This window comes from Vibrio sp. 10N.222.47.A9 (assembly GCF_963872585.1).
GTDB lineage: Bacteria > Pseudomonadota > Gammaproteobacteria > Enterobacterales > Vibrionaceae > Vibrio > Vibrio splendidus.
In genome coordinates this window covers 80,157-104,863 of the sequence record NZ_CAWNBB010000041.1, presented here as the reverse complement: position 1 = coordinate 104,863, position 24,707 = coordinate 80,157, and the positions used below count along the sequence as shown (strand labels likewise).

Below are 24,707 nucleotides of genomic sequence, written 5' to 3'. Positions count from 1 at the left end.
TTTTCAATCGATTAAAAAAGCCCCACTAAAGAGTGAGGCTTGATAATCAAAGCAATGAAGCTTAGAAGTAATCGCGAATCAGAACTTCAGCGATTTGAACTGCGTTCGTTGCTGCGCCTTTACGTACGTTATCAGCTACTACCCACATGTTCACGCCGCTGTGATGGCTGATGTCGCTTCGAATACGACCAACCATTACGTGGTCCTTACCACCCGCATCACGAACTTGAGTTGGGAAGTCTAAAGCTTGGAATACTTCAACGCCTTCCGTGTTCTCTAGAAGTTGAATAACTTGCTCTGCACCGATTGGCGCGCGAGTTTCAACGTGTAGGGATTCAGCGTGACCGTAGAACACAGGAACACGAACACAAGTCGGGTTCACCGTGATTGACGAATCAGCAAAGATTTTCTGAGTTTCCCAAACCATCTTCATTTCTTCACGTGTGTAGCCGTTCTCTGTAAATTCATCAATCTGAGGAATACAGTTGAACGCGATCTGCTGTGAGAATGCTGACTTGTCAGCTGGCATGCCGTTAAGAAGCTTAGCGGTTTGGCCTGCTAGCTCATCGATACCCGGCTTACCTGCACCAGACACAGATTGGTAAGTAGAAACGTTAATACGCTCAAGACCTACTTCATCGTGAATAGGTTTAAGTGCTACTACCATCTGAATAGTAGAACAGTTAGGGTTCGCGATGATGTTGCGGTTACGGAACTCAGCAATCGCTTCAGGGTTCACTTCTGGCACAACCAGAGGAACATCGTATTCATAACGGAAACGTGATGTGTTATCGATAACAACCACACCTTCGTCAGCGGCGATTGGAGCCCAACGTTCTGAAAGCTCGCTACCTGCAGAGAAAAACGCAATATGTACTTGAGACCAATCGAAGTCTTCTACGTTTTGTACTTGTATTGTTTTGCCGTTAAAACGGGAAGTTTTGCCTTCACTACGTTCACTTGCTAGTAAGTGCATTTCACCGACAGGGAATTTACGCTCTTTAAGTACTTCAAGAATGGTTTCACCAACCGCACCAGTCGCACCTAAAATAGCAATATTAAATTCTTGGCTCATTGTTTCTCTCTTTTATAAAGTTGGCTTTACCATAAAACCGAGTTTAGATAACGGCGTTAAATTACAAGATTCGTCGCCCGTTAACTCGACTGCACTGTACTCTCTGCGGTCCCAATATTCTTTACGCATCTTGTCAAAAGAACCCGGCGTAGAGATATTGCGACGGAATAAGGCGTCGTCTTTGCGCACATCATAGATCAACTGAGTCAAATTGTGCAGTGTTGCTTCATCCCAAGCTCTATCTAATTTCATTTGAGGCACTGGCGCTGTTGGCAGAAGATCGCTTGCATAAGCACGCTGTTCAGTACCTAAAAACTCACAATAACTGTTGAAGATCATCGTGGTACCACGTGCTTTACCCTCTAAACCGTAGCCCGCTACGTGAGGAGTTGCAAAAGCAAGCAGTGGAAGTAACTCAAAATCGACTTCAGGTTCAAACTCAAACACATCAAGAACGGCAGTAAAACCATCGGCTTTTTGCAAGCGAGCTTTTAACGCTTGGTTATCAACAACTGGGCCACGAGCTGCATTAATCAAAATTTGATCAGCACGTAAGTTGTTCAGCACTTGCTCATTGATCAAGTGATGCGTTGGGAACTCACCCGTTTTAGTAATTGGTGTATGTAGAGTGATCACGTCCGATTGCTCAAGCAGTGTCTCTAATTCAGTAAACTCACGAGTATCACTCTCTTGTTGTTTTAGAGGATCGTTCAGCAGAACTTTGATACCAATGCCTTCAAGGCACTTCGCTAAGTAGCTACCTACCTGACCGCAACCGATAATACCGACCGTTTTGTCGAATACAGAGAAGCCTTGTTGCTGCGCAAGTACCATCATTGCGCTGAAGGCATACTCAGCGACACCCACCTTGTTACAGCCAGGCGCCGCAGTAAAGAAAATGCCACGCTCTTTCATCAATGCTTGGTCGACATGGTCCATACCTGCCGTCGCAGTGCCGACAAACTTCAGCTTATTGGCTTTGCTAATCAATGACTCATTCACCTTGGTGACAGAGCGAATCATCAATGCGTCTACGTCAACTAGATCGTCAGCAGTTAATGTGCGACCAGACTTCATTGTCACTTCCCCTAGCTGGCTAAATAGCGCTTCAGCATAAGGCATATTTTCGTCGATTAAGATTTTCATTTGGCGAGTACTTTAGTTGGGGTCTGTCGACCTTAAATGTGAATTGAAATGATTGTGCAAAATTCCACACTCGGTGTCGAGTAGCAAATGGAATACATTATATATAAAGGGCTACGTTGGCATTTATCACACCATATCCCAAAACCGAATCAACACTGAAGATTGTGTAGCCCAGAAACGAAAAATGCCCGATTGAATAAACAATCGGGCAAACATCCAGAACAAAAGGATCCTATCTCGCTCTCCAGGAGACAGAGTCTTGCGTCTGTTCAACCAGTACTAACCAAAGTCACTACTGGTCAAGCTCTGGAAACCTTTTAATTTCTAAACCCAGATTTAAAAAGTCATGTTCAAAAAAACACGTATAAAACCTACATTTAAAAAGCTTTGTTCTGTTGGTCATGGTTAGTGGGCAACCTATGCGTGTTGAGTCTGCACTCACGTCACCCATTAACGATTAACCTTTATTAATTTAACCTTAGCTTCAATTAGCCTTGGTATTTTTTGATTACTAGCGTTGCGTTCGTACCGCCGAAACCAAAGCTGTTAGACATAACCGTTGTTAGCTCTTGTTCACGAGCTTCCGTTACGATGTCTAGGCCTGCGCCTGCTTCGTCTAGGTTTGCAACGTTAATGCTTGGTGCGATAAAACCGTTATCAAGCATTAGTGTTGAGTAAATTGCTTCGTGTACACCAGCCGCACCTAGAGCGTGACCTGTCATCGCTTTAGTTGCTGAGATTGCTGGGCTGTTACCGCCAAAGACTTCTTGGATTGCGCCAAGTTCTTTAACGTCACCAACAGGAGTTGAAGTACCGTGAGTGTTCACGTAGTCAACGCCATCAACGTTTTGCATTGCCATCTTCATACAACGAACCGCGCCTTCACCAGAAGGAGCAACCATGTCGTAGCCATCTGAAGTTGCGCCGTAACCCACGATCTCGCCGTAAATTTTTGCGCCACGAGCAACAGCGTGCTCAAGTTCTTCGATAACTAGCATGCCGCCGCCACCAGAGATAACGAAACCGTCACGGTCAGCATCGTAGGTACGAGAAGCAAGTTCTGGAGTGTCGTTGTACTTAGTAGAAAGTGCGCCCATTGCGTCGAACATCATAGTCAGAGACCAATCCAGTTCTTCACCGCCACCAGCGAATACAACGTCTTGTTTACCCAGTTGGATAAGCTCCATTGCGTGACCAATACAGTGTGCCGATGTCGCACATGCAGAGCTCATAGAGTAGTTCACACCACGGATTTTGAAAGGAGTTGCTAGACAAGCAGAAACCGTAGAAGCCATTGTACGTGGCACCATGTATGGACCAACGCGCTTAACGCCTTTTTCACGGATGATGTCTACAGCGTTAACTTGGTTTAGAGATGAAGCACCACCTGAACCCGCAACGATACCTGTGCGGTCATTAGATACTTGATCTTCAGTTAAACCAGAATCAGCAATTGCTTGCTCCATTGAAAGATAAGCGAATGCCGCTGCATCACCCATAAAGCGCATTTTTTTGCGATCGATATGGTCAGCAGGGTTCATTTTTAGGTTACCCCAAACTTGAGAGCGCAAGCCATTTTCCTTGAACTGCTCTGAAGCGGTAATACCAGATTTACCCTCTTTCAGTGATGCTAAAACTTCTTCGACGTTGTTACCGATACTTGAAACAATACCCATACCGGTGATTACGACTCGTTTCATGTGACATTCCTATAATTCTAAATTCAGCTAGATGATAACTAAGAAGCCTAACAAAAGTGGTCAGCTTTCCTAGAAATTCGTACAATCCCTACCAACATATCGCTTCAAATCACAAAATGATAGATTTTATGACTTCAATTACTAATGCAGAACTGGAATGGAATGAGTCTGGCACGCCAGTTTCAGACCAATTTGACGACGTTTACTTCTCTAATGTTAACGGTTTAGAAGAAACTCGCTACGTCTTTTTAAAACAAAACCACCTTCCAGAGCGTTGGCTTGAACATCAACAACGCCGTTTTGTGATAGCTGAAACCGGTTTTGGTACAGGTTTGAACTTTCTCGCAGTCTGGCAATGGTTCGATGCTTTTATTAAAGATAACCCACAAGCGATGACCAAAGAGTTACATTTCATCAGTTTTGAAAAATATCCTCTCAATAAAGAGGATCTCATCAAAGCGCACCAATCGTGGCCAGAATTAACAGAGTATGCGACACAACTCCAAGAACACTACCCTATCGCCCTGCCTGAATGTCACCGTATTGTGCTCGGTGATGGTGCGATCACGCTTGATTTGTGGTTTGGTGATATTAAAGATTGTATGCCAAACGTACCGACCCCGCATGAAGGTTTGGTCGATGCATGGTTCTTAGACGGTTTTGCGCCAAGTAAGAACCCAGAGATGTGGAATCAAAACCTATTCAACGGCATGGCTAAACTGGCAAAACAAGATTGTAGCTGCGCCACTTTCACCGCCGCGGGTTTTGTTCGCCGCGGTCTAATCGAAGCTGGCTTTGCGATGAAAAAAGTTAAAGGCTTTGGTACTAAACGAGAAATGATTGCAGGCCGACTTGGCGAAAAGCACGCTCACACCAATATCAAACCTTGGTATGGCCTCGCTCAACACAGTGATTCACAAGACATAGCTATTATTGGTGGTGGTGTAGCCAGTGCTGCACTTGCAAAAAACTTAAGCCGTCGTGGTAAAAACATCACCCTTTATTGTGAACACCAACAAGCTGCGGGTAATGCCTCTGGCAATAATCAAGGTGCGATTTACCCGTTATTGAGTGAAGCGACATCGAACGTGTCTCGCGTGTTTGGCCCAGGGTTACTGTTTGCTCGTCAATTTATTAATCAAGCGGCTCAGTCTGTTCAATTTGATCACAGCTGGTGTGGCGTGAACATTTTGATGTGGGATGAAGGCTCCACTAAAAAACTCAACCGCATGTTGGAAGGCAATTTCCACACAGATTTGATTCAGCGTTTAACGCCAGAGCAAGCCAACGAAAAGATTGGTTTACCAGTCGATAAAGAGAGTGTTTACTTTCCACTGGGTGGGTGGCTAAGCCCTCTTCAGCTTACTCAAGGTTTGATTGGTAAGTTAGAAGAGACCAACCAAGTGAGCGCACACTATCAACACCAAGTTACGCAACTTGAATGGTTAGAAGCAGAGCAGCAATGGTTGCTGACGATTGAGACACCTCAAGGTGAAATTCAAACCAAGCACGATCAAGTGGTTGTCGCGAATGGACACAAGTTCACCCAATTTGAACAAACTCGCCCCGTACCTCTGACACCAGTTAAAGGGCAAGTGAGTCATATCCCGACTACAGAGAATCTCAGCCAGTTAAAAACGGTATTGTGCTTTGATGGCTACCTGACGCCACAAAACCCAAATAATGGTCACCACTGTATTGGCGCGAATTACGATAAAACCAATATCGACCAAGAATTTGATATTGAGGTTCAACAACATAATGGCAAGCGCCTGCATGGGTCACTACCAGACCAAGCATGGACAAAAGATGTCGATACCAGTGGCAACTTAGCGCGCCAAGGTATCCGCAGCGTGAGTCGAGATCACCTACCATTCGTCGGTAATGTTGGCGATTTTGAATCCATCAAAGAGCAATATCAGAATCTGCACAACTTTAATCCGCAACGTGATGCTATCGACGATATCGAACCTGTTACCAGGTATCCGAACTTGTTCTGCTTTATCGGTTTAGGTTCGCGTGGTTTGAGCTCGACCCCTCTTTTAGCTGAAGTTTTAGCATCGCAAATTTGTGGCGATCCTTTACCTCTTCCGGTTGGTGTGCTCGAAGCCATTCATCCAAGTCGAATGTGGATTAGAAGATTACGTAAAGGCAAAGCGTTAACAGAAGGTTGGATCTCAACAAAACAAACCAGTGCGGAATAGTCGATTCTAGACTAGGTCTAAATATTCAAATAAGTATTAGTACGACTCAAACAAAAGCCCGAGCATCTCTCAATGCTCGGGCTTTGTTTTTCTAATCTTGTCTACGTCGCTGCTTCTTACTTTTCAGCGGCTCGTAACTTTACATCAGCTTGCTACTTTGCAGCTATTCGCTTTACTTTCCGCTTTTACAGCTTAGCAATCGCGTCTTTAATCTGAGCGGCAATCTCTTCGTTGCTAATTGAACCCGACTCAAAATCAAAGTTATCGTAGAAGCTAGGCACTGAAAGTGACGCTTTAACGTTACCGCCAAAAAATGGTGCTGAACCTGTTGCTGCGCCAAGTACCGTCTGTGCACCACCCGGGCCCGGAGATGTCGCTAAGTAAACCGCAGGCTTCTCGCCAAATACTGAACGCTCAATGCGTGTCGCCCAGTCAAATAGGTTTTTGTACGCTGCAGGATAGTGACCGTTGTGTTCTGCAAACGAGATAACGAATGCATCGGCTTCAGCTAGGTCACGTAAAAATGCTTGAGCGCCTTCCGCTTGGCCAATCTCTTTTTCAGTGTCTTCACTGAACATAGGCACGTTGTAATCGGTGATGTTTAGGATTTTTACTTCAGCACCTTCAATCAAGTTTGCTGCGTAAGTTGCTAGTGCTTTATTGATAGAGGTAGAGCTTGTGCTTGCGCCAAATGCGATAACTTTCATGATGTGACCTTTTCTATAGTTCCGTTAAGTGGGATTAGAATAACGTAGTCAGGAAATGGGACCATCACAAGAAATGAACGGACTCATTCAAAAATTTCGAATGAGTCTCAAATTATTGGTTCGCTCAAAAATGAGGAAGAAGAGTAATGAGCGAATTACGGTAGACGAATAATGCTAGACGAATAAAATTAAGCTTGGTTTTGCAGCTCAACCCAAAGGTCATTAACGATCGTGCGATCGGCTGGCGTCAATTCAGAACGCGCGTCTTCTAGGCTCTTCTCAATACGCAATTTAACTTCTGCTACGTCTTCAATACCGTCTTCTTCACATGAAGCCACTGAAAGAGAAATATGACCACGTAAGTAACCACCAGCAAACAGTTCATCGTCTGATGCGTTTTCAATGCGAGCATCAATTACTTCAAGTAGTTTTTCTTCAAATTCGATAATCATAATATTCTCTTATTTCACAATAAATTGGCTAGTACATAAAGGTGCAACATCATAGAAACTGCGTAATGCTTCAGAGAGCATTTTCACGCGAGGCGGAAGGCCAGCTTCAAAGATACCCATGACTTCGCTGTGTACTTTATTCATAAAGGCCAAACGATCTGGCTCAAAATCGCCGTGTAGATTGTCACAGCTGACATTAAAAGGAAAGCCTGCACTGGTCGCAATGATCCATTCATACGCTTGTGGGCGAATTTCTACTTTTTCAAACTCAGCTTGAACCGACTCAGTTCGGCCATCAGGCTCATACCAGTAACCAAAATCTTCCAATAAACGGCGCTCAGGACCAGCCACACACCAGTGTGCTATCTCGTGAAGTGCTGACGCGTAAAAGCCGCGAGCAAATACGATACGGTGATGAGAAACCTCCCCATCGGCTGGCAGGTAAATAGGCTCGTCCGCTCCCAGTTCTAGCTTGGTATTAAAGCTCTCGAAAAAGGTTTGATTGAAAATGTCGATGATATCTGGGTATTGGTGCGTCATAAGATCAAATTTAAATAAAAAGAACTGGGGCATTTTGCGTTTTTTTAAGCGCTCGGTAAAGCCCTATCACTGGCAATGACATTAGGTTCATCATAATACTTTACGATGACAATCGATTGCTGATCCCAGATTACACCATTTTGAGGTGAATGATTAGTTTAGCTAATCTGAAATGCCTATTCACGGTACAAATATTCATTCGTCAATCAGCGTTTTTACTACTACACTCGCGCTTCATTTTTATATCCCTATGGCCTATAAGACTCCAATTTATAGACCTAAATTATAGAGCTACAACAATGCTACTAAGTGTTTTGTATATCATTGGCATCACGGCAGAAGCCATGACCGGCGCTCTCAGTGCTGGCAAACAAAAAATGGATTGGTTTGGTGTAATGTTGGTTGCAAGTGCAACGGCAATTGGCGGCGGTACAGTACGAGATATCTTACTCGGCCATTACCCTTTAGGTTGGGTTGAAAACCCACAATATCTGGCGATCACCTGTATCGCAGGTGTTATCACAACAGGACTGGCTAAATGGGTAATCAAGCTAAAAGGCTTGTTCATTCGTTTAGATGCTCTAGGTCTTATCGTGTTCAGTATCATTGGCACTAAAGTCGCGATGACCATGGGTCTGCACCCAATGATCTGTATGGTGTCTGCCTTGGTAACTGGCGTGTTCGGTGGCCTGTTGCGCGATCTTATCTGCCGTCAAACACCATTGGTTCTACATGAAGAGCTGTATGCATCTGTCGCACTTGTCGCTTCAGGTTTATACCTAGGTTTGCTTGAGCTTGGCATTAACGACGTAACCGCAACGATTGTTACGCTTGTGGTTGGTTACTTGCTGCGTATGGCGGCCGTACGATTCAAATGGCGCTTGCCTTCATTCCAGCTTGATCCGGAAAGCTCTGTGCATTAGATATTTTCAATGATGCAGAATATAAAAAGGGTTGCTTCATTACGAAGCAACCCTTTTTTGTTTCTATCAGATCAGTTTCAAATCTGTTCTGAATAAAACGAAGCAGAACTAGATTTTTGGCGTTTCTGTTGTCACACCAAAGTTTTGACCACGGTGACGTAGCAAGTGGTCAAGCAGCACGATAGCCAGCATCGCTTCAGCAATAGGCACCGCACGGATACCCACACATGGATCGTGACGACCTTTAGTGATTAGCTGCGTTGCTTCACCGTCTTTAGTGATCGTGTCACCAGGAACAGTAATGCTTGATGTTGGTTTAAGCGCAATGCTTGCCACAATATCTTGACCAGTAGAAATACCGCCTAAGATACCGCCAGCATGGTTGCTGCTGAAGCCTTCTGGTGTTAATGGATCACGGTGTTCACTACCGCGTTGATTAACGACATCAAAGCCATCACCAATCTCAACACCTTTCACCGCATTAATGCTCATTAGAGCGTGAGCAATGTCAGCATCTAAACGATCAAAGATTGGCTCACCAAGGCCTACAGGCACTTTAGTCGCAACCACTTGAATCTTCGCACCAATCGAGTTGCCTTCTTTTAGCAGGTCACGAATCAGTTGGTCAAACTCAGGCACTTTGTCGGCATCTGGGCAGAAAAACGCGTTGTTTTCGATCTCATTCCAATCCACTTTATCAATTGAGATATCACCCATTTGAGAAAGATATGCTTGGATTTCAACACCAAATTCTTGTTTTAGGTATTTCTTTGCAATCGCACCTGCCGCTACACGCATTGCAGTTTCACGAGCTGAAGAACGACCACCACCACGGTAGTCACGCACACCGTACTTTTGATGGTAGGTATAGTCAGCGTGTCCAGGGCGGAACTTGTCTTTAATTTCGGAATAGTCTTTAGAGCGTTGGTCTGTATTTTCAATCAATAGACCAATAGAAGTGCCCGTAGTTTGGCCTTCAAATACACCTGATAAGATTTTCACTTCATCCGCTTCACGGCGAGCCGTTGTATAGCGAGAAGTACCAGGGCGACGACGATCCAAATCTCTTTGAAGGTCTGCTTCGGTAATTTCTAATCCTGGTGGGCACCCATCTACGATACATCCTAGTGCGATACCGTGACTTTCTCCGAACGTGGTCACGCGGAAATGTTGTCCGATACTGTTTCCTGCCATTACTTCCTCTAAATCAGCCATCACTCAGAAGGTTTGATTCCTAAACCGACTGGCTAATAGCTTTACTTGTCTATTCTTCGTGAATTCATAGTGGCTTTATTACTAAATGATGTAAACCCCAAAAAACGAACAATTTTAACTTTCTATTACATAAGCCGAATGAAATGAATGACAAGGATAAATGAGCGTCGCTTTGAAGTGGCCGTTTTCACCAGTAACATTGCCCAATTAACAAAGGTTAATGAAGTCACTTCAATTACTCTCTATGTTGTAGCCCACAATAATAAGGAGAAGAATAATGATTGAGTGGAGAGTTAAAAAGTTTGCGGATCTGTCTGTTCAAGAGCTCTATGATTTCTTGCAGCAAAGAGTTGATATTTTTATCGTGGATATGAACACGCCCTACAGCGATTTGGATGGCAAAGATAACCATCCGGAGACTTATCACATCATGGGCTACGAGAACGAACGTCTAGTGGCTTACAGTCGAATTATGGCTCAGAAACTTGGGTATCCAACCGATGTTCTTCCCCTACTCGATTCAGATGCCAACGATGTTTGTATCGGACGAGTGATCGTAGCGAAAGAATGCCGAGGTAAACAGATAGGTAACCAGCTCATGCAAGTGAGTTTTGATACCACTCGGAAGATTTACCCTGATTGCTCAATTTTTATTTCGGCACAAGCTCACCTTAAAGACTATTATGGTAAGTTCGGTTTCGACGTAGTGACCGATCGTTACTTGGAAGATGGATGCAGTATGCTAGGCCTTAGATATACCCCACAGCTCGTTGCCGTTTAGCAAAAACTGAAAGACAAAGGCATCTAAAGACACAAAATGGTATTGAAATATTAAGTCGTTCTGAAATGCAAAAAACCCGACAACTCAGGGAGTTATCGGGTTTTTTTAAATAGTGGTACGCCCTGAAGGATTCGAACCTTCGACCACCTCCTTAGAAGGGAGGTGCGGTCGCTTCGCTCCCACAGTGCGAGCTATACAGCTCGGCACAGTCAAATAACTAAACTAGCAAGGTATTATACTAGATTAACTAATTTATCCTTCCCCCTGTTTTATGTCAAACTAAGCTTCTTGATTCATGTTTGGATTAGCAACTGGTACAGCACGCTCCACAGGCACTTCTAATTCTTTGGTCTGAAATTTAGGTACACCCAGCTCAAGTTGTTTCAATTGCTCTACAGCATCATGTTCAATAAGTCGTTCTATTGCCATCTGCCATAGTTGTTGCTGAATCTCATCAGGAATGACGCCGTTAACTCCAACCCAATCGTTCCCAAGTAATACAGTTGACGTCATAAGTATATGAAACCAATACCTATGTTTAGCTGAAAATTTAAACCAAACATCGCCTTGAGAGTGATATGTAGCTTTGTTTGTTACAGTTAACAAGCCAGAATTCAAATACTCTTTAAATAGAGCGTTAAATGCTTCTTTGTTGTACTCAGTACTTTTGAAGGTATTTTCCACTTCTTTAGCAAGAACTTCCATTTCGCTAAACAAAGTCAACAATGTACCAATCGAGTAACTACTAATAGGGTCATCTGTGCCTATTTTCACTGAAAGATAAAGCTCTTCACCCCTTGCAAACGCCGGATAAATTGAATGACACAACGCTTGCCAATGCTCATCGAGACAGGTGACAGTCTGCCTAGCTCTTAGCGCTTGCGCCAATCCATAGGGTACATGTTCTCTACGAATTACAGGACCCCAATTAACGTCCCTACGCAAGTGCATGTCAGCATCACCTCTGTAACCTCGGGCTTCGCCCTCTAGTACAACTGGTTCACGCTCAATGTAAGGGTTACTTGTAATAACACCATATCTATATCCAGCTTGACCTACAGTAATAATCCAATCACCAATAGCCATCTCATGAATGAACTTAGTTGCTTGCTTTAACTGTCTGTTGTACTTCTCAAATAGTTTATTTTCAAAACCTTTCTGTCTTAGAGCAAGTCTAAGTTCAGCTTCTGAACTATTGAACTCTCCAGCAGGCTTTGATGCTAAATCAAGAACGTTCAGATGCCCTATGCCAATACAGTTATTGGAAGTAAAGTGATTGTAGTAATGCCCACCACTAGACCTAACCATCCAGTAACGTCGATTTGAAGGTACTTCATAAATCTCATTATTTATCATTCTCTAACCCCTTCTATTTTTGCGGGATTATATAGCATCTCTATGCTACTTCACTCGTAATCCACAACATCTGAACCATTCTTTGAGCTACATCTATTTATCGGGTTGATTTGAGCACTGTCTCAACAGGACTGTGCTTCACATTCAAGGCAGTATTTAGTTAATAGCTACCTATAGCGAGATAGTATTAGACGAGAAGAGTCTGTCAGGTAGAATTACCAGCTCCTGCACCAATTTCCGGTGCTTTTATCAACAGATGGATGCTGTGGGTAATACAGGTAAAATTAGATGCATGCTGAAAAGGTTTAGAGCAATCCATAGTTTCCTTTAAATAGGAGACAACGTTTTGTCTAATCAATTTACGATAACTAAACAAATTATCGAAGCAAACTTAAAGCAACTCCACAACATTACACCCACTGAGAAATTAGTGTTGGTGTGCCTCTCAAGCTACTTAGGTAGCCCAAAGAAAGACGGTGTCTATAGTTGCTTTCCCAGTCAAGGGCGCCTTTCTAGGGAAGCTGGTTGTGTACGTTCAACCGTAAACAGCGCTCTCCAAAAGTTCGAAGAGTTAGGTTTTATTCGCAGTCTCTATCAGGTAAATGATAGTGGTGCAAACACCTCCAAACTCTATACATGGCTGGGGATACCACAAACTGAAGAACAGGAAAAAAGCGAAGATTCAGCCGAGTCAAGCCAGTCTGAAGTTGTGGAAATGAGAACAGAGGATAGTGAACCAGAGCCAGAAATATTGGTAGATGTTGAATCTTCCCCTCTCATTCAACCTGAAGTAAGTCAGGAGCCTGTACCTACTTCAAGCTGGTGGGATGATTTTGAAGCTGAGCTAGCAGAAGAATCACCGTTCTAAGATTGCCCCTTCGGGGGCTTTCTTATCCAATCCGACAGGGTATTAATTACAAGTCGACAGCCCCTACCACTTTTCGCTACAACCCTTGTGCAGTAAGGCATCACCCCATGTTCACTGAGTAGACACAAACATACTAAGGAACATACCATTTAATCTACTATTTATCCTACCAATTAAAAGAGACGCTGAAAAAAGGAAATCAAATAAATGACTTTCCCCCTTTCAGTGTCTATCTGATAGCCCGTAGTAGTCACACGTCAAACGGTTAAGTCTAATAGATATGTATGCATATACAAGAAGTTCGAATGACGTCGCAACTCCCCAAGAAATCAGCTATTAATCGAATAACAATCCAGCTAGGACTGTAGCATCAAGTTTAATATAACGGTTAAGCATACGGTGGTCTTTATGACCAGATACCTTTGAGACTAAAACAGCATCGTGCCCAGCAGCTATCAAACTGCTCAAACGGTAATGTCTCAATGTATGCAAAACAAAATCATCTAACCCAGCTTTGTCTGCGGCCTTACGAAACTGCTTACTCAAGTACTCTGGCATGATACTAAAGACTGGATAAGTTTCAGCCCTACCCTCAATCATAATCAGTCGTTTACGAAGAATCGAAACAGCAACTGAACTCAACGGAACTTTTCTATCTTCTCCGTTTTTCGTATTACGAAGGTAAATAAATCTCTCTTTTAGAAATATATCGCACTGTCTAAGTTTTAATATCTCATTCCGTCTACATGCAGTCTCAGCAAGCAACAAGGCAGCATCACGGAGTTCTTCTGTTTGGAGATGACTGATTACGTCATAGACTTCCTGCTCAGTAGGGACAAATGACCGAACTCCATAATCACTTGGGATTCGAATCTGCTTGAAGATATCAGGAATCTGTAAACCTATATCCTTTCGAAGCCAGTTAATCATTGCTTGTAGCGTAGATACGTCTTTTCTCACAGTACCGGACTTAACCTTCTTAAGGCGAAAATCTATAAACTGAGTAATTAAACTTCTAGATGATGTTGATAATGTTAGCTCACGAATAGAGTACGCAGAGAACCAAGATGAAATACGAGCTAAACGATACTGTAAGGAGCCTAGGTAAGACTTGTGGTATTGTGCCTTAGTATGAATATAAAACTCTATACAGACAGGGATGGGGGTTTCTAGAGTTGGTGTAGAAAGTGGGATTTTGGTAACAGTGTGCATGGCACAGTCCTCTCAGAATCAATAAGAAAGACTGTGCCCGCAGAAATAGTGGTACGCCCTGAAGGATTCGAACCTTCGACCACCTCCTTAGAAGGGAGGTGCTCTATCCAGCTGAGCTAAGGGCGCGCTACAGGAAAGGATTATACGAATTCGAATCAGTAAAGCAACGGCTTTATCTAACATTCTGTTCCAAGTGAGTAAAAAAAGGGCAATAAGATTATAAATGTTGGAAAATAGAACAAAGCAAACGTTTGCTTGATGGTAATCAAAAAGATTTTCTGGAATAATGCGCCAAAACATCAGCCACTAACTTGAATATCAATACTAAGGAAATTCATGACTGCTCAAAATATTGATGGAAAGCTAATTTCTCAAACGGTTCGCTCTGAAGTAGCGGCACGTGTAAAAGCTCGTACTCAAGCGGGATTACGTGCCCCGGGCCTAGCGGTTGTTTTAGTGGGTGAAGACCCGGCATCTCAGGTTTACGTTGGCAGTAAACGCAAAGCGTGTGAAGAAGTTGGTTTCGTCTCGAAATCTTTTGATTTACCAGCAACTGCCACCGAACATGAATTGCTAACGCTAGTCGATCAACTCAACGAAGACCCAGAGATTGATGGCATTCTAGTTCAACTGCCTTTACCTGCTGGTATCGATACTACTCACGTTCTTGAGCGTATCACACCTGAAAAAGACGTTGATGGCTTCCACCCATACAACGTAGGCCGTTTGGCTCAGCGTATGCCTAAGCTACGCTCTTGTACGCCTAAAGGCATCATCACGCTGCTTGACCGTTACAACATCGATTTACGCGGCAAGCACGCGGTTGTTGTAGGCGCATCAAATATTGTTGGTCGCCCAATGACTCTAGAGCTGCTTCTAGCAGGTTGTACGACAACAACATGCCACCGCTTCACCAAAGACCTTGAAGGTCACGTACGTCAAGCAGACGTTGTTGTGGTTGCCGTTGGTAAGCCTAACTTCATTCCTGGTGCTTGGATTAAGAAAGGTGCTGTTGTGGTCGATGTTGGTATCAACCGTTTGGAATCTGGCAAGCTCGTTGGCGACGTTGAATACGATGTGGCTAAAGAGAGCGCAAGCTTCATCACACCAGTACCGGGTGGTGTAGGTCCAATGACAGTGGCGAGCCTAATCGAGAATACAATGATCGCTTGTGAGCAATTTCACTCGAAATAGTCGGCAATGAGAGCTTAGGTAGTAATACCGGTGGCATGAATTGCCTCGCCCTAGAGCAAAATAAGCTAGAGCAAAATTAGAAAGCCGCAGCGTGAAGACGTTGCGGCTTTTTTGATACTGAGCTATTCGTTTTTGATACAAAGCGACTCGCTTTAAATACAGAGCACTCGCTACTTATCTGGAGTATCGATACCTTCAATCTCTGCCGAAGGCGGCAATAAACTAATGACCTGACACTCCGTTGATATGAGTTTTTCCAAATCAGAACCTTGCGTCACTAAACGGAAATCACCGCCAGTAATCACACCCAATGGAATCGCTTTAGGATACAGCGCGTTAAACTCATTAAGGTCAAATGCTTCGGTCAAACCCGTGCTCTTAATTTGGCTACCTTGAGCCATCAAGGAGTTAAGTTTGGAATAGGTAACCCCTTCTGAAAACAGGCTTCTATTGCCATCACGGCTCACCTGATGCCTTTCATGTTTATTTTCTGATGATTCAAGTTCAAACACCTTATTCTCACCAAACTCATCTTGATAATGCATACTGACTAATGGGTTGGTTTGACGATAAGGTGAGACGATCATGGCGCGCCCTATTCCGTCCAATTCCAGATTATTTTCAGCATGGCTCGAAGCTGGGTTACCGAAATAGACATTCAAGTTGTCCATGCGCGCTAAGCGAATGCTCTCCCAGTTGGTATCAGCAAGCACACTGTTGATGTTGTGTGTCGCCAGCACTTTAGCAAACTGACGCGAAAAATGAGTCGCACCAAAGAAAATAACCCCTTGTGCCTTCTCTTGAGTCACACCCAGCCTTCTCGCCCACCAACTCGCGGTTAGGCTCTGAATCACTACCGTACCAATAATGACCAAGAACACCATTGGCACCAGTAAATCTGCCCCTTCGATTAATTGCTTCTCTTGAAGCTTGATTGCAAATAGAGAAGAAACCGCGGCAGCAACGATCCCGCGAGGTGCCATCCAGCTCAAAAACCATTTATCTGCTGAAGTAAGATCCGTGCCGATCCCGCTAATCCACACACTCAGAGGACGAGCCACCAGCATGACGACCGCTAATAAGCCAATACCGCCCCAACCTATCGAGAGGAAAGTCCCAGAATCAAGCCTGCTCGCTAACAGAATAAACAACGCAGAAATGAGTAACACAGTCAGGGTTTCTTTAAATTCAATAATGTCTTCGAGATCCAAGCCTTTCACATTGGCGAGCCAGATACCCATGATGGTCACGGTTAATAAACCGGACTCCTCACTCAGATCATTTGAAAAAGAGAACGCCGCCAGCATCAACGTTAGAACAGCCACGTTACGTAAATAGTGCGGAACCCAATGCCCTTGCAGCATCTTGGCAATCAAATAGCCACCGATGATCCCTAAGCCCAAACCAATGGCTAAAGTCAGCCCCAATGCCGACAGAACATGGCTTGTCGGATCAGCTGAAGAGACAATGTATTCGTAAACGAGAACGGCAAACAGAGCGCCAATCGGGTCAATCACTATCCCTTCCCAGCGCAAGATACTGCCTAACGAAGATTTGGGTTGAATGCTGCGCAGCATGGGAACAATCACCGTTGGGCCAGTCACCACGACTAATGCAGCAAACAGCGCCGCCAATGGCCAACTGAAATCGACAAAATAATAAGCCCCCACCACGATGCACGCCCATGTAATCAACATGCCGAAACTCACTAAGTGAGTCACCATGCGGCCATGGCCTCTGATTTCTTTGAAATTAAGAGTCAATGCACCTTCAAACAGAATGATGGCGACCCCTAATGAAATCAACGGGAACAGTACATCACCAAAAATGATATCAGGATTAAGGATCTTTAGACCGGGGCCTAATAGCAGGCCAACGATAAGCAAAGGAAGAATAGCGGGAAGACGCAAACGCCAACCAAGTAGCTGGCAAGCCAAGGACAAGAGTCCAATTAACGCCAAAGAAGAAGTGATCGACAAATCCATTTGTGCCCCTAAACATTTGTACCACACCCTGTGGTACAAACTTATTCACTGAAATAAGAAAGCCTACGTTCTTACACTATAGGCTCTCTTTATCATACTAAGCGAATATTATTGTGGTTAATCAGTCACTTTACTATAGGGAGAGCAAAGCCACGATTAGCTAACTGGGTGGTTATGGCCGAGTTAGAAAGTGCTTATAAGTCACCAATGATTACTTATAGAGAAAGCACCACGCCCGCAATCGCTGCGCTCATTAGGTTGGCAAGCACACCCGCACAAATTGCTTTAAAGCCGTATTGTGAGATGAAAGAACGACGCTCTGGAACTAAGCTGCCCAAACCGCCAATCAGAATTGCCATCGTAGAGATGTTTGCAAAACCACATAGCGCGAAAGTAACGATCGCTTTTGAGTGCTCACTCAGTGCGTCTTTTACGTCCATTAACTGGATGAAAGCCACAAACTCGTTCACAACGATCTTGTTACCGATCAGCGAGCCTGCAACCACAGCCTCAGACCACGGCACACCGATCAACCATGCAACAGGTGCAAACACATAACCTAGGATAAGTTCGAAGCTTAGATTTACGCCAAACCAGCCACCAACAATACCTAACAAGCCATTCAGCATTGCTATCACACTGATAAAGGCAAGGAGTGTCGCACCCACTGCAACGGCAATACGAAGTCCAGACATAGCCCCATCTGCCATTGCCTCAACGACGTTTGTTGCTCGTGGAATTTCAACGTCAGACTCAATATTTTCTTGAGCCTCATCTGCGCTGCCAGGTACCAAGATCTTGGCCATCAATAGACCAGCAGGTGCTGACATAAACGCTGCAGCGATCAGGTAGTTCAAATCAACACCAAGCGATGCATAACCCACTAACGTACCACCAGCAACAGAAGCTAAACCACACACCATCACGGCAAACAGCTGTGAATCCGTCATGTGCTTCAAGTAAGGTTTAACCACCAATGGCGCTTCGATCATGCCAACAAAAATATTCGCAGTTGCAGACAGTGATTCCGCACGACCTGTACCTAAGAACTTTTGCAAAGCACCGCCAATTAGGTTGATCACCTTTGGCATAAAGCCGATGTGATACAAACCTGAAATCAAAGCAGAGAAAAAGATAATGATGCCGAGAACGTTAATAGCGAATACAAATCCGTTATTCGTTAGGCCACCAAATAGGAAGTTAATCCCCTCTTGACCGTAGTTGATCAAGCTAGACACTGCACCAGTGGCTGCATTCAGCACTTCTTTACCCATTGGCACATACAGAACCAGTAGGGCGAATGAGATTTGCAGTAAGAAAGCCAAAGAGACGGTTCTTAGCGGGATATTTTTTCTGTCCGTAGATAGTAACCAAGCGGTTACTAAAATAGTGATAATTCCAAGTAGGGAAGCCATGTGCGTCAACCTAAAAGTTGTAGGTAGGAAAGGCGACGCATTCTATAGAGGAAATCGTTTGCGGCAAGTTGAGGTTGTTAATGTGATGTTGGTTGAATCACTCTTTAATAGCCCCTCCCACTAAGTCATTGAATTTTAATAATTAACTTTGACTAAAAAACAAACTTTTTCCATATGGAAATTATATTTATAGATTGGGAAACAGTTAGCGGTGCAGTTCAACGCAGGTTTTGAGGTTTTTGTCCCAATAAGTCGGCGATCCGATATGATCTTTGATGAACTCAATCACTGCTGAAAGCTTCTTCGGCATGTTCTTTCGGCTCGGATACACGGCATAAAATGGCATCAGCTGACTTGCTTGCCATTCCGGCAAAACTTGGATGAGCTTGCCCGTTCTAAACTCTTCTTTGACTAAGTAAGTCGCTAGGTAAGCAACGCCCCAACCTGATACTGCCGCGTCTCGTACCGCTTCAGCCAAATCCACCGAGTAATCGCCCGCCACTTTAACACTGAGATTTTCTTGGCCGTTATCAAATGCCCACGACGTGTAATCACGTTCACGGCTGCGGTAGATAAGGCAGTTATGGTCAATCAGATCAGATGGCACGTGTGGAGTCCCTGCCTTAATCAGATAATCCGGTGATGCGGCTACCACAAACTGGCTGTCGGCGAGGCGCTGCGCAATGTAACCTTCAGGCAAGTCTTCATTGTTAGTGATCCAGAGATCCAAGCGCTCCTCAATCATGTCCACTTTGTAATCGAACAAATGCACTTCAATTCTCAGCTGAGGGTAAAGCTGTCTAAGTTGGTCAATCGCTGGAATAATATGCAGTGTGCCAAATGACTGAGACAAGCCTATACGGAATATTCCAGAAATGTCGTCACGCTGACTATCCATGTCCATTTGAGCCGCTTTCACCGTATTGAACAGCTGCTCACAATGCTGATAGAACACTTCTCCAGCTTCAGTTAACGTAAGGCTGCGTGTGGTTCTTTGCACTAACTTGATACCTATCGAATCCTCGAGCAAAGCAATTTGTTTACTGATGTGAGATACCGACACATTCAAGCTTTTTGCTGCACTGGTAAAGCCTTCATGCTTGATTAACGCATGGAATATCACCATCTGTGCGGCTCTATCTGTTAGCACAAAACCACCTTCTTAAATCTCTGAAATATAAAATAAAAAGGACTCCGAAGAGTCCTTTAATCTGTTCTGCCTATAGTAGGCTAAATGCTATTCAAAGCGACCTAGTTCTATTAATCAGATTAAGTCTAGTAATCAAATGAGGTCAATTAATCAAACTTAATTCTATCGGCTAGGTGGCTGACAGCCAAAGCAAAGTAGTAAGAACGATTCCACTTCATTAACACATTGTAGTTGTTGTAAATGAGGTACGAACGACCCGTTTCATCGTCCGGCATTATCAACCAAGCTTTGATGTCTTGATCAAGTGTAGGCAGTGGGCGATCGTCATAACGCTTAATACCAAGTTCAGACCACTCTTTTAGGTATTTCGCTTTGTCTTCGTCTCGACCTTGCATCTCAATAGACACGGTTGATGGAACGTGAACCTGACGCCCCCAAGTATATTTGTCATCCCAACCCGATTGACTGAGATAATTAGCCGCCGAAGCAAACACGTCTTCTTCGGTACCCCAAATATCTTTCTTGCCATCACCACTGCCATCAGCGGCGTAAGCTAAGAATGAGCTAGGCATAAACTGAGGTTGACCCATCGCACCAGCCCAAGAGCCTTTCATCTCTTTTGGTGCAATATGGCCTTGATCAAGAATCTTCAATGCCGCCATCGCTTCGCTACGGAAGAAGGCTTCTCTGCGACCTTCATAAGCCATGGTTGTTAGAGCATCAATAACACTGTAATTCCCCGTGAACTTACCAAAATTACTCTCTACACCCCATAGAGCGACAATGAATCTTGGTTGAACACCATATTCATCACCAATACGCTTTAACGCTGTGTAGTGTTTCTTATAGAGTGATCTCGCCTGCTTCACTTTCCAGTCAGGAACCGCACGTGGAATGTATTCATCCAGAGTCAGTTTCTTTTCAGGTTGGTTTTTGTCGGCTTTTACCGCTCTTGGCTTAAACGTCACACCATCAAAAGCTTCATCAATGATCGCTTCAGAAATACCTTCTTCACGACCTTGTTGCTTTAGTTTTTCTACATATTGCTCAAAGCTAAGCTCTTCAGCTTGAACTGAGCCAATGGTCAGGCTATTACCCAATAGTAATGCCGACACAGCCAATATGGTTTTCGAAAATTTACTCAACGATCACTCCTCCTTGAATTGAGGTGGCTATCACTCTTCGTCTTGACCTTTTTTTTGAGCTTTACGCTCTTTATGAAGCTCAAGTTCGTTAACTGGTGGTGGCGGAACCTGCAAAAAGAAACCATCGGTGTTCAGTGATTCTCTCACTTTATCGATGTTCACTTGAGCCAGTTTACGGCCGTCCATTTTAATTACCATTACAAAACTAGGTTTACCAAACATTTGCATCAATGCGTCAGGAACTTGTGAAAAATCATCCTTCTTAGGGATATAAAGGTATGTTCCTTCTTTCTTTGAACTTTTATATATAGAACACAGCATGACAAACCTTTTTTAAATGTTTATGACTACAAAACTCTCACTTGCGAGATCAATAGTTTATGTTAGGGAAATATTGGGAACAAAACGTTCATTTGACAACAAGATTACTTGCTGTGCTTGGTTTGGGAATATAACATGATAAACCTAGTTTCAGGCAATGCCCTTTATTTTATTGATAAAGAAATTGTACCAATCCGCTATTGAGGTCCTGTAGTTTTTCGATGTCTAGTAACCCAGATCTAAAAGGTAGCAGTTTCACGCTATCTGTTTTGCACTTATCCGATGATCAAGTCGAAAATGCAGTGTCTTTTCTTCAAGAGAAGGTAGACCAGGCACCCACTTTTTTCGCAGCTGCGCCTGTTGTTATCAACATTAGCAAAGTCGCGGGCGATATAGATTTCGTGCAACTGAAAAATGGTATATCTCAAGCGGGCATGATCCCGGTTGGTGTGGCTGGCTGTTCAGATAAACGCATGCAAAACCTAGCCAGAGATGCAGGTTTTGCCGTGATGACAGCAAGTAAATCTCCTTCTCAAGCTCCGGCGAAGATGGCCCCGATAAAGGTGGTGAGAACCCCGATACGTTCTGGTCAGCAAGTGTATGCCAAAGACGGTGATTTGCTGATTCTTAGCCACGTAAGCGCGGGCGCAGAAGTGATTGCCGATGGCAGCATCCATATTCATGGCACGCTACGCGGTCGTGCAATTGCAGGTGCAAGTGGTCAAACTGAAGCAAAAATAATTTGTAATGATTTACAAGCCGAGCTGGTTTCCATTGCAGGAAATTACTGGCTCAGCGATCAAATTGAAAGCGAGTACTGGCAGAAGAAAACCATGTTCAGTATGGCAAACGATGTATTACACGTTGATGTCCTCGCAATATAAGAGAAATAAAAGGAAAACAGAATGGCACGCATTATCGTTGTAACATCGGGTAAAGGCGGGGTAGGCAAAACGACCTCCAGTGCAGCTATTGCCTCGGGTCTGGCTTTAAAAGGGAAGAAAACCGCAGTCATCGACTTTGATATCGGTCTGCGTAACCTAGATTTAATCATGGGTTGTGAGCGTCGTGTTGTGTACGACTTCGTTAATGTTATCAATGGTGAAGCGACGCTGAACCAAGCGATGATCAAAGACAAGCGTACAGAGAACCTGTTCATTCTTCCTGCTTCTCAAACTCGTGATAAAGACGCACTAACAAAAGATGGCGTTCGTCGTGTGTTTGATGAATTGGATGAAATGGGCTTTGATTTCATCATCTGTGATTCTCCTGCGGGTATCGAGCAAGGCGCTCTGATGGCGTTGTATTTCGCTGATGAAGCGATTGTGACGACTAACCCTGAAGTCTCTTCTGTACGCGACTCAGACCGTATTCTAGGTATTCTTGACTCTAAATCTCGTCGTTCAGAAGACGGCTTAGAGCCAGTGAAAACACACCTTCTACTGACTCGCTACAATCCAGCACGCGTAACTCAAGGTGAGATGCTCAGTGTGGAAGACGTTGAAGAAATCCTGCACATCTCTCTACTGGGCGTGATTCCAGAGAGCCAGGCAGTACTGAACGCATCGAACAAGGGTGTGCCAGTTATCTTTGACGAAGCAACCGACGCAGGTATGGCTTACAATGATACTGTAGAGCGACTACTGGGTAGCCAAGTGGACTTCCGTTTCTTAACGGAACAGAAGAAAGGCATCTTCAAAAGACTGTTCGGGGGCTAATACGCAATGTCATTATTAGAGTTTTTTAGACCACAGAAAAAGACAACCGCAAACCTAGCCAAAGAGCGTTTGCAGATCATTGTTGCCGAGCGACGCAGCCATGACGACCCTGCACCATCATACTTACCGCAACTGAAAGAAGACATCTTGAAGTGTATTGCGAAGTATGTGGAAGTCGATCCATCAATGGTTGATCTGACTTTCGAACACAAAGATGACGACATCTCCGTATTAGAGCTGAACGTTAAGCTTCCAGAAGAAGATCGATAACTAGAGCCTGAGCTGTGCTTATCAATATTCAATAAAAAAGAGAGCCTAGGCTCTCTTTTTTGTGTCTGAAACTTTTATCTCTAAAGCATTCGTTGCTTACTGCAGATACAGATATACAGTTACTTAATTGCTTTGTTTAACTTCTCGCCAACCACGTCTAAGCGCCAACCTTGCATTACATCAGGCAGCTTCTCTGGGTTACGATCGTACTTCCAAATCCAGCTTAGCACTTGGTTAAGTTGCTTCTTCGATGCCAAAAACTCAGTCGCTAAACCACTGTGTTGTGATGCAGTTTTCACTTCATCTTTCAGCACTTTGAAGAGTTGCTTGTAACCTGGGTAGTCCATTAGACGTTCTACTGGCGCTGGGTACTCTTCTTCTGGCGTATGCTCAGCTAATTTCACGATTGAGCTGATCTTCGCACCATGGCGACGCACAGAACGGTAATCAAACCCTTCCTGCTCCATATGCTTAGGATCTTTCATCGCAAAACGCGCTACTGCCCATAAGTCTTGCTCTTTAAAGACAAAGTTCAGCGCTAAGTCACGCTTAATCGCTTCTTTTAAACGCCAAGTTGCTAGCGGTCTTAAAATAGCTAGCTGCTGAGGCTTTAGCTGCCACGCGCCTTTAATATCAAGGTAAGCGTTATCTGGGTTTGCTTTGCGGATGCGCTTAGCCACTTGTAAATCAGACTCTTGTTGCGCCGCTTCCCACCAGCCCGCTTCCATCACTTTTTCTAGAAGCTTGTTGTACATTGGCATCAAGTAGTGAACGTCTGCTGCTGCGTAGTCGAGTTGCTTTTGAGAAAGCGGACGCGCTAGCCAGTCGGTTCGAGATTCACTCTTATCTAGGTCAACACCTACAAACTCAGAAACTAGAGCCGCAAAGCCAGTTGAAAGACCATGACCTAAGAAGGCTGCCATGATCTGCGTATCAACCATTGGTGTTGGCGTACAGCCAAATGCGTTCTGGAATACTTCTAGATCTTCGCCACACGCGTGCAACACTTTCAGTACTGAAGTGTCTTTCAACAGCCCAACAAACGGGGTCATTTCATCAAGAGCAATAGGATCAATCAGTGACAGCGTTTCACCATCAAATAACTGAATTAAGCCTAATTGAGGGTAATAGGTTCTTGTACGAACGAACTCTGTATCAAGCATAACAACATCGGCTTCACGTGCTTGTTGGCAAACTCGCTCAAGGTCTTTAACTTGGGTAATGATTTGATAATCCACAAAAACTCTCACTGATTTTACTTTGATCGCCGGATACAAAAATGCCGACATTAACTGTCGGCATTCTAACACCATTTTTCAGCGCTCGCTTA

23 protein-coding genes and 1 tRNA gene are annotated in these 24,707 nt (G+C 44.1%); 8 read left to right on the top strand and 16 right to left on the bottom strand.

Translation table 11 applies throughout. From position 1 onward, the window contains the following. Positions 1-61: 61 nt before the first annotated feature. From AACT19_RS12620 to fabB, 3 genes are all read right to left on the bottom strand, one after another. The gene (locus AACT19_RS12620) at positions 62-1,075 is read right to left on the bottom strand and encodes an aspartate-semialdehyde dehydrogenase (RefSeq protein ID WP_004734159.1); all 1,014 of its coding nucleotides are present in this window, start codon (positions 1,073-1,075) and stop codon (positions 62-64) included. Between the two features lie 12 nt (positions 1,076-1,087). Further along, the gene (locus AACT19_RS12615; protein ID WP_076646521.1) at positions 1,088-2,221 is read right to left on the bottom strand and encodes a 4-phosphoerythronate dehydrogenase; all 1,134 of its coding nucleotides are present in this window, start codon (positions 2,219-2,221) and stop codon (positions 1,088-1,090) included. Between the two features lie 488 nt (positions 2,222-2,709). Further along, the gene (fabB, locus tag AACT19_RS12610) at positions 2,710-3,921 is read right to left on the bottom strand and encodes a beta-ketoacyl-ACP synthase I (RefSeq protein WP_010436883.1); all 1,212 of its coding nucleotides are present in this window, start codon (positions 3,919-3,921) and stop codon (positions 2,710-2,712) included. 56 nt (positions 3,922-3,977) lie between these two features. On the opposite strand from fabB, the gene mnmC reads away from it, so the two are divergent. Continuing rightward, complete coding sequence (gene mnmC / locus AACT19_RS12605) at positions 3,978-6,125, top strand: bifunctional tRNA (5-methylaminomethyl-2-thiouridine)(34)-methyltransferase MnmD/FAD-dependent 5-carboxymethylaminomethyl-2-thiouridine(34) oxidoreductase MnmC (RefSeq protein ID WP_076646519.1); 2,148 nt, start codon at positions 3,978-3,980, stop codon at positions 6,123-6,125. Positions 6,126-6,310: 185 nt separating this feature from the next. On the opposite strand, the gene AACT19_RS12600 is transcribed toward mnmC, so the two are convergent. The 3 genes from AACT19_RS12600 to AACT19_RS12590 all read right to left on the bottom strand — a co-directional run bounded on the left by AACT19_RS12600 (position 6,311) and on the right by AACT19_RS12590 (position 7,824). Continuing rightward, the gene (locus AACT19_RS12600; RefSeq protein ID WP_004734186.1) at positions 6,311-6,832 is read right to left on the bottom strand and encodes an NADPH-dependent FMN reductase; all 522 of its coding nucleotides are present in this window, start codon (positions 6,830-6,832) and stop codon (positions 6,311-6,313) included. Positions 6,833-7,020: 188 nt separating this feature from the next. After that, positions 7,021-7,284: a YfcL family protein gene (locus tag AACT19_RS12595; protein WP_004734185.1), complete on the bottom strand. Its 264-nt coding sequence runs from the start codon at positions 7,282-7,284 to the stop codon at positions 7,021-7,023. Positions 7,285-7,293: 9 nt separating this feature from the next. Then, positions 7,294-7,824: an elongation factor P hydroxylase gene (locus tag AACT19_RS12590; RefSeq protein ID WP_017079495.1), complete on the bottom strand. Its 531-nt coding sequence runs from the start codon at positions 7,822-7,824 to the stop codon at positions 7,294-7,296. A 299-nt stretch (positions 7,825-8,123) separates the two neighbouring features. On the opposite strand from AACT19_RS12590, the gene AACT19_RS12585 reads away from it, so the two are divergent. Further along, a complete protein-coding gene (locus AACT19_RS12585) occupies positions 8,124-8,747 on the top strand; it encodes a trimeric intracellular cation channel family protein (protein ID WP_004734183.1) in 624 nt (207 codons plus the stop codon). A gap of 108 nt (positions 8,748-8,855) precedes the next feature. Here the strand turns inward: AACT19_RS12585 and aroC are convergent, their stop codons facing one another. Continuing rightward, positions 8,856-9,941, bottom strand: a complete 1,086-nt coding sequence (aroC, locus tag AACT19_RS12580; RefSeq protein ID WP_004734182.1) for a chorismate synthase — start codon at positions 9,939-9,941, stop codon at positions 8,856-8,858. A 298-nt stretch (positions 9,942-10,239) separates the two neighbouring features. Between aroC and AACT19_RS12575 the strand changes: the two genes are divergently transcribed. Further along, positions 10,240-10,743, top strand: coding sequence for a GNAT family N-acetyltransferase (locus tag AACT19_RS12575; protein ID WP_076646517.1), 504 nt, complete (start codon positions 10,240-10,242; stop codon positions 10,741-10,743). 279 nt (positions 10,744-11,022) lie between these two features. Here AACT19_RS12575 and AACT19_RS12570 read toward each other — a convergent pair whose 3' ends face one another. Then, positions 11,023-12,099 carry a hypothetical protein gene (locus AACT19_RS12570; protein ID WP_076646515.1) on the bottom strand — a complete coding sequence of 359 codons (1,077 nt, stop codon included), beginning with the start codon at positions 12,097-12,099 and terminating at the stop codon, positions 11,023-11,025. A 346-nt stretch (positions 12,100-12,445) separates the two neighbouring features. On the opposite strand from AACT19_RS12570, the gene AACT19_RS12565 reads away from it, so the two are divergent. After that, a complete protein-coding gene (locus AACT19_RS12565; RefSeq protein ID WP_076646513.1) occupies positions 12,446-12,967 on the top strand; it encodes a helix-turn-helix domain-containing protein in 522 nt (173 codons plus the stop codon). A 336-nt stretch (positions 12,968-13,303) separates the two neighbouring features. Here AACT19_RS12565 and AACT19_RS12560 read toward each other — a convergent pair whose 3' ends face one another. Together AACT19_RS12560 and AACT19_RS12555 are read right to left on the bottom strand one after the other, a co-directional pair. Continuing rightward, positions 13,304-14,179: a site-specific integrase gene (locus tag AACT19_RS12560; RefSeq protein WP_076646511.1), complete on the bottom strand. Its 876-nt coding sequence runs from the start codon at positions 14,177-14,179 to the stop codon at positions 13,304-13,306. 49 nt (positions 14,180-14,228) lie between these two features. Beyond that, a tRNA-Arg gene (locus tag AACT19_RS12555) sits at positions 14,229-14,305 on the bottom strand. Between the two features lie 210 nt (positions 14,306-14,515). On the opposite strand from AACT19_RS12555, the gene folD reads away from it, so the two are divergent. Further along, positions 14,516-15,373, top strand: coding sequence for a bifunctional methylenetetrahydrofolate dehydrogenase/methenyltetrahydrofolate cyclohydrolase FolD (folD, locus tag AACT19_RS12550; RefSeq protein WP_004734180.1), 858 nt, complete (start codon positions 14,516-14,518; stop codon positions 15,371-15,373). Between the two features lie 170 nt (positions 15,374-15,543). Here folD and AACT19_RS12545 read toward each other — a convergent pair whose 3' ends face one another. The 5 genes from AACT19_RS12545 to AACT19_RS12525 form a co-directional block, all read right to left on the bottom strand. Further along, the gene (locus AACT19_RS12545; RefSeq protein WP_076646510.1) at positions 15,544-17,358 is read right to left on the bottom strand and encodes a cation:proton antiporter; all 1,815 of its coding nucleotides are present in this window, start codon (positions 17,356-17,358) and stop codon (positions 15,544-15,546) included. Positions 17,359-17,573: 215 nt separating this feature from the next. Next, on the bottom strand, positions 17,574-18,773 hold the full coding sequence (locus AACT19_RS12540; RefSeq protein WP_004734178.1) for a NupC/NupG family nucleoside CNT transporter: 1,200 nt from the start codon (positions 18,771-18,773) through the stop codon (positions 17,574-17,576). A 205-nt stretch (positions 18,774-18,978) separates the two neighbouring features. Further along, positions 18,979-19,899, bottom strand: coding sequence for a LysR family transcriptional regulator (locus AACT19_RS12535; RefSeq protein ID WP_083717882.1), 921 nt, complete (start codon positions 19,897-19,899; stop codon positions 18,979-18,981). 170 nt (positions 19,900-20,069) lie between these two features. Next, a complete protein-coding gene (locus AACT19_RS12530; protein ID WP_076646506.1) occupies positions 20,070-21,068 on the bottom strand; it encodes a lytic murein transglycosylase in 999 nt (332 codons plus the stop codon). 30 nt (positions 21,069-21,098) lie between these two features. After that, positions 21,099-21,389 (bottom strand): YcgL domain-containing protein, encoded by a 291-nt coding sequence (locus AACT19_RS12525; protein WP_017084079.1) that lies wholly within the window; start codon positions 21,387-21,389, stop codon positions 21,099-21,101. A 221-nt stretch (positions 21,390-21,610) separates the two neighbouring features. On the opposite strand from AACT19_RS12525, the gene minC reads away from it, so the two are divergent. The 3 genes from minC to minE are packed head-to-tail and all read left to right on the top strand — an operon-like array spanning position 21,611 to position 23,377. Further along, positions 21,611-22,273: a septum site-determining protein MinC gene (gene minC, locus AACT19_RS12520; RefSeq protein ID WP_017084080.1), complete on the top strand. Its 663-nt coding sequence runs from the start codon at positions 21,611-21,613 to the stop codon at positions 22,271-22,273. Between the two features lie 21 nt (positions 22,274-22,294). After that, positions 22,295-23,107, top strand: coding sequence for a septum site-determining protein MinD (gene minD, locus AACT19_RS12515; protein WP_009848498.1), 813 nt, complete (start codon positions 22,295-22,297; stop codon positions 23,105-23,107). Positions 23,108-23,113: 6 nt separating this feature from the next. Beyond that, positions 23,114-23,377: a cell division topological specificity factor MinE gene (gene minE, locus AACT19_RS12510; protein ID WP_010436847.1), complete on the top strand. Its 264-nt coding sequence runs from the start codon at positions 23,114-23,116 to the stop codon at positions 23,375-23,377. Positions 23,378-23,496: 119 nt separating this feature from the next. Here the strand turns inward: minE and rnd are convergent, their stop codons facing one another. After that, positions 23,497-24,615: a ribonuclease D gene (rnd, locus tag AACT19_RS12505; RefSeq protein ID WP_032500282.1), complete on the bottom strand. Its 1,119-nt coding sequence runs from the start codon at positions 24,613-24,615 to the stop codon at positions 23,497-23,499. Positions 24,616-24,707: the final 92 nt, after the last annotated feature.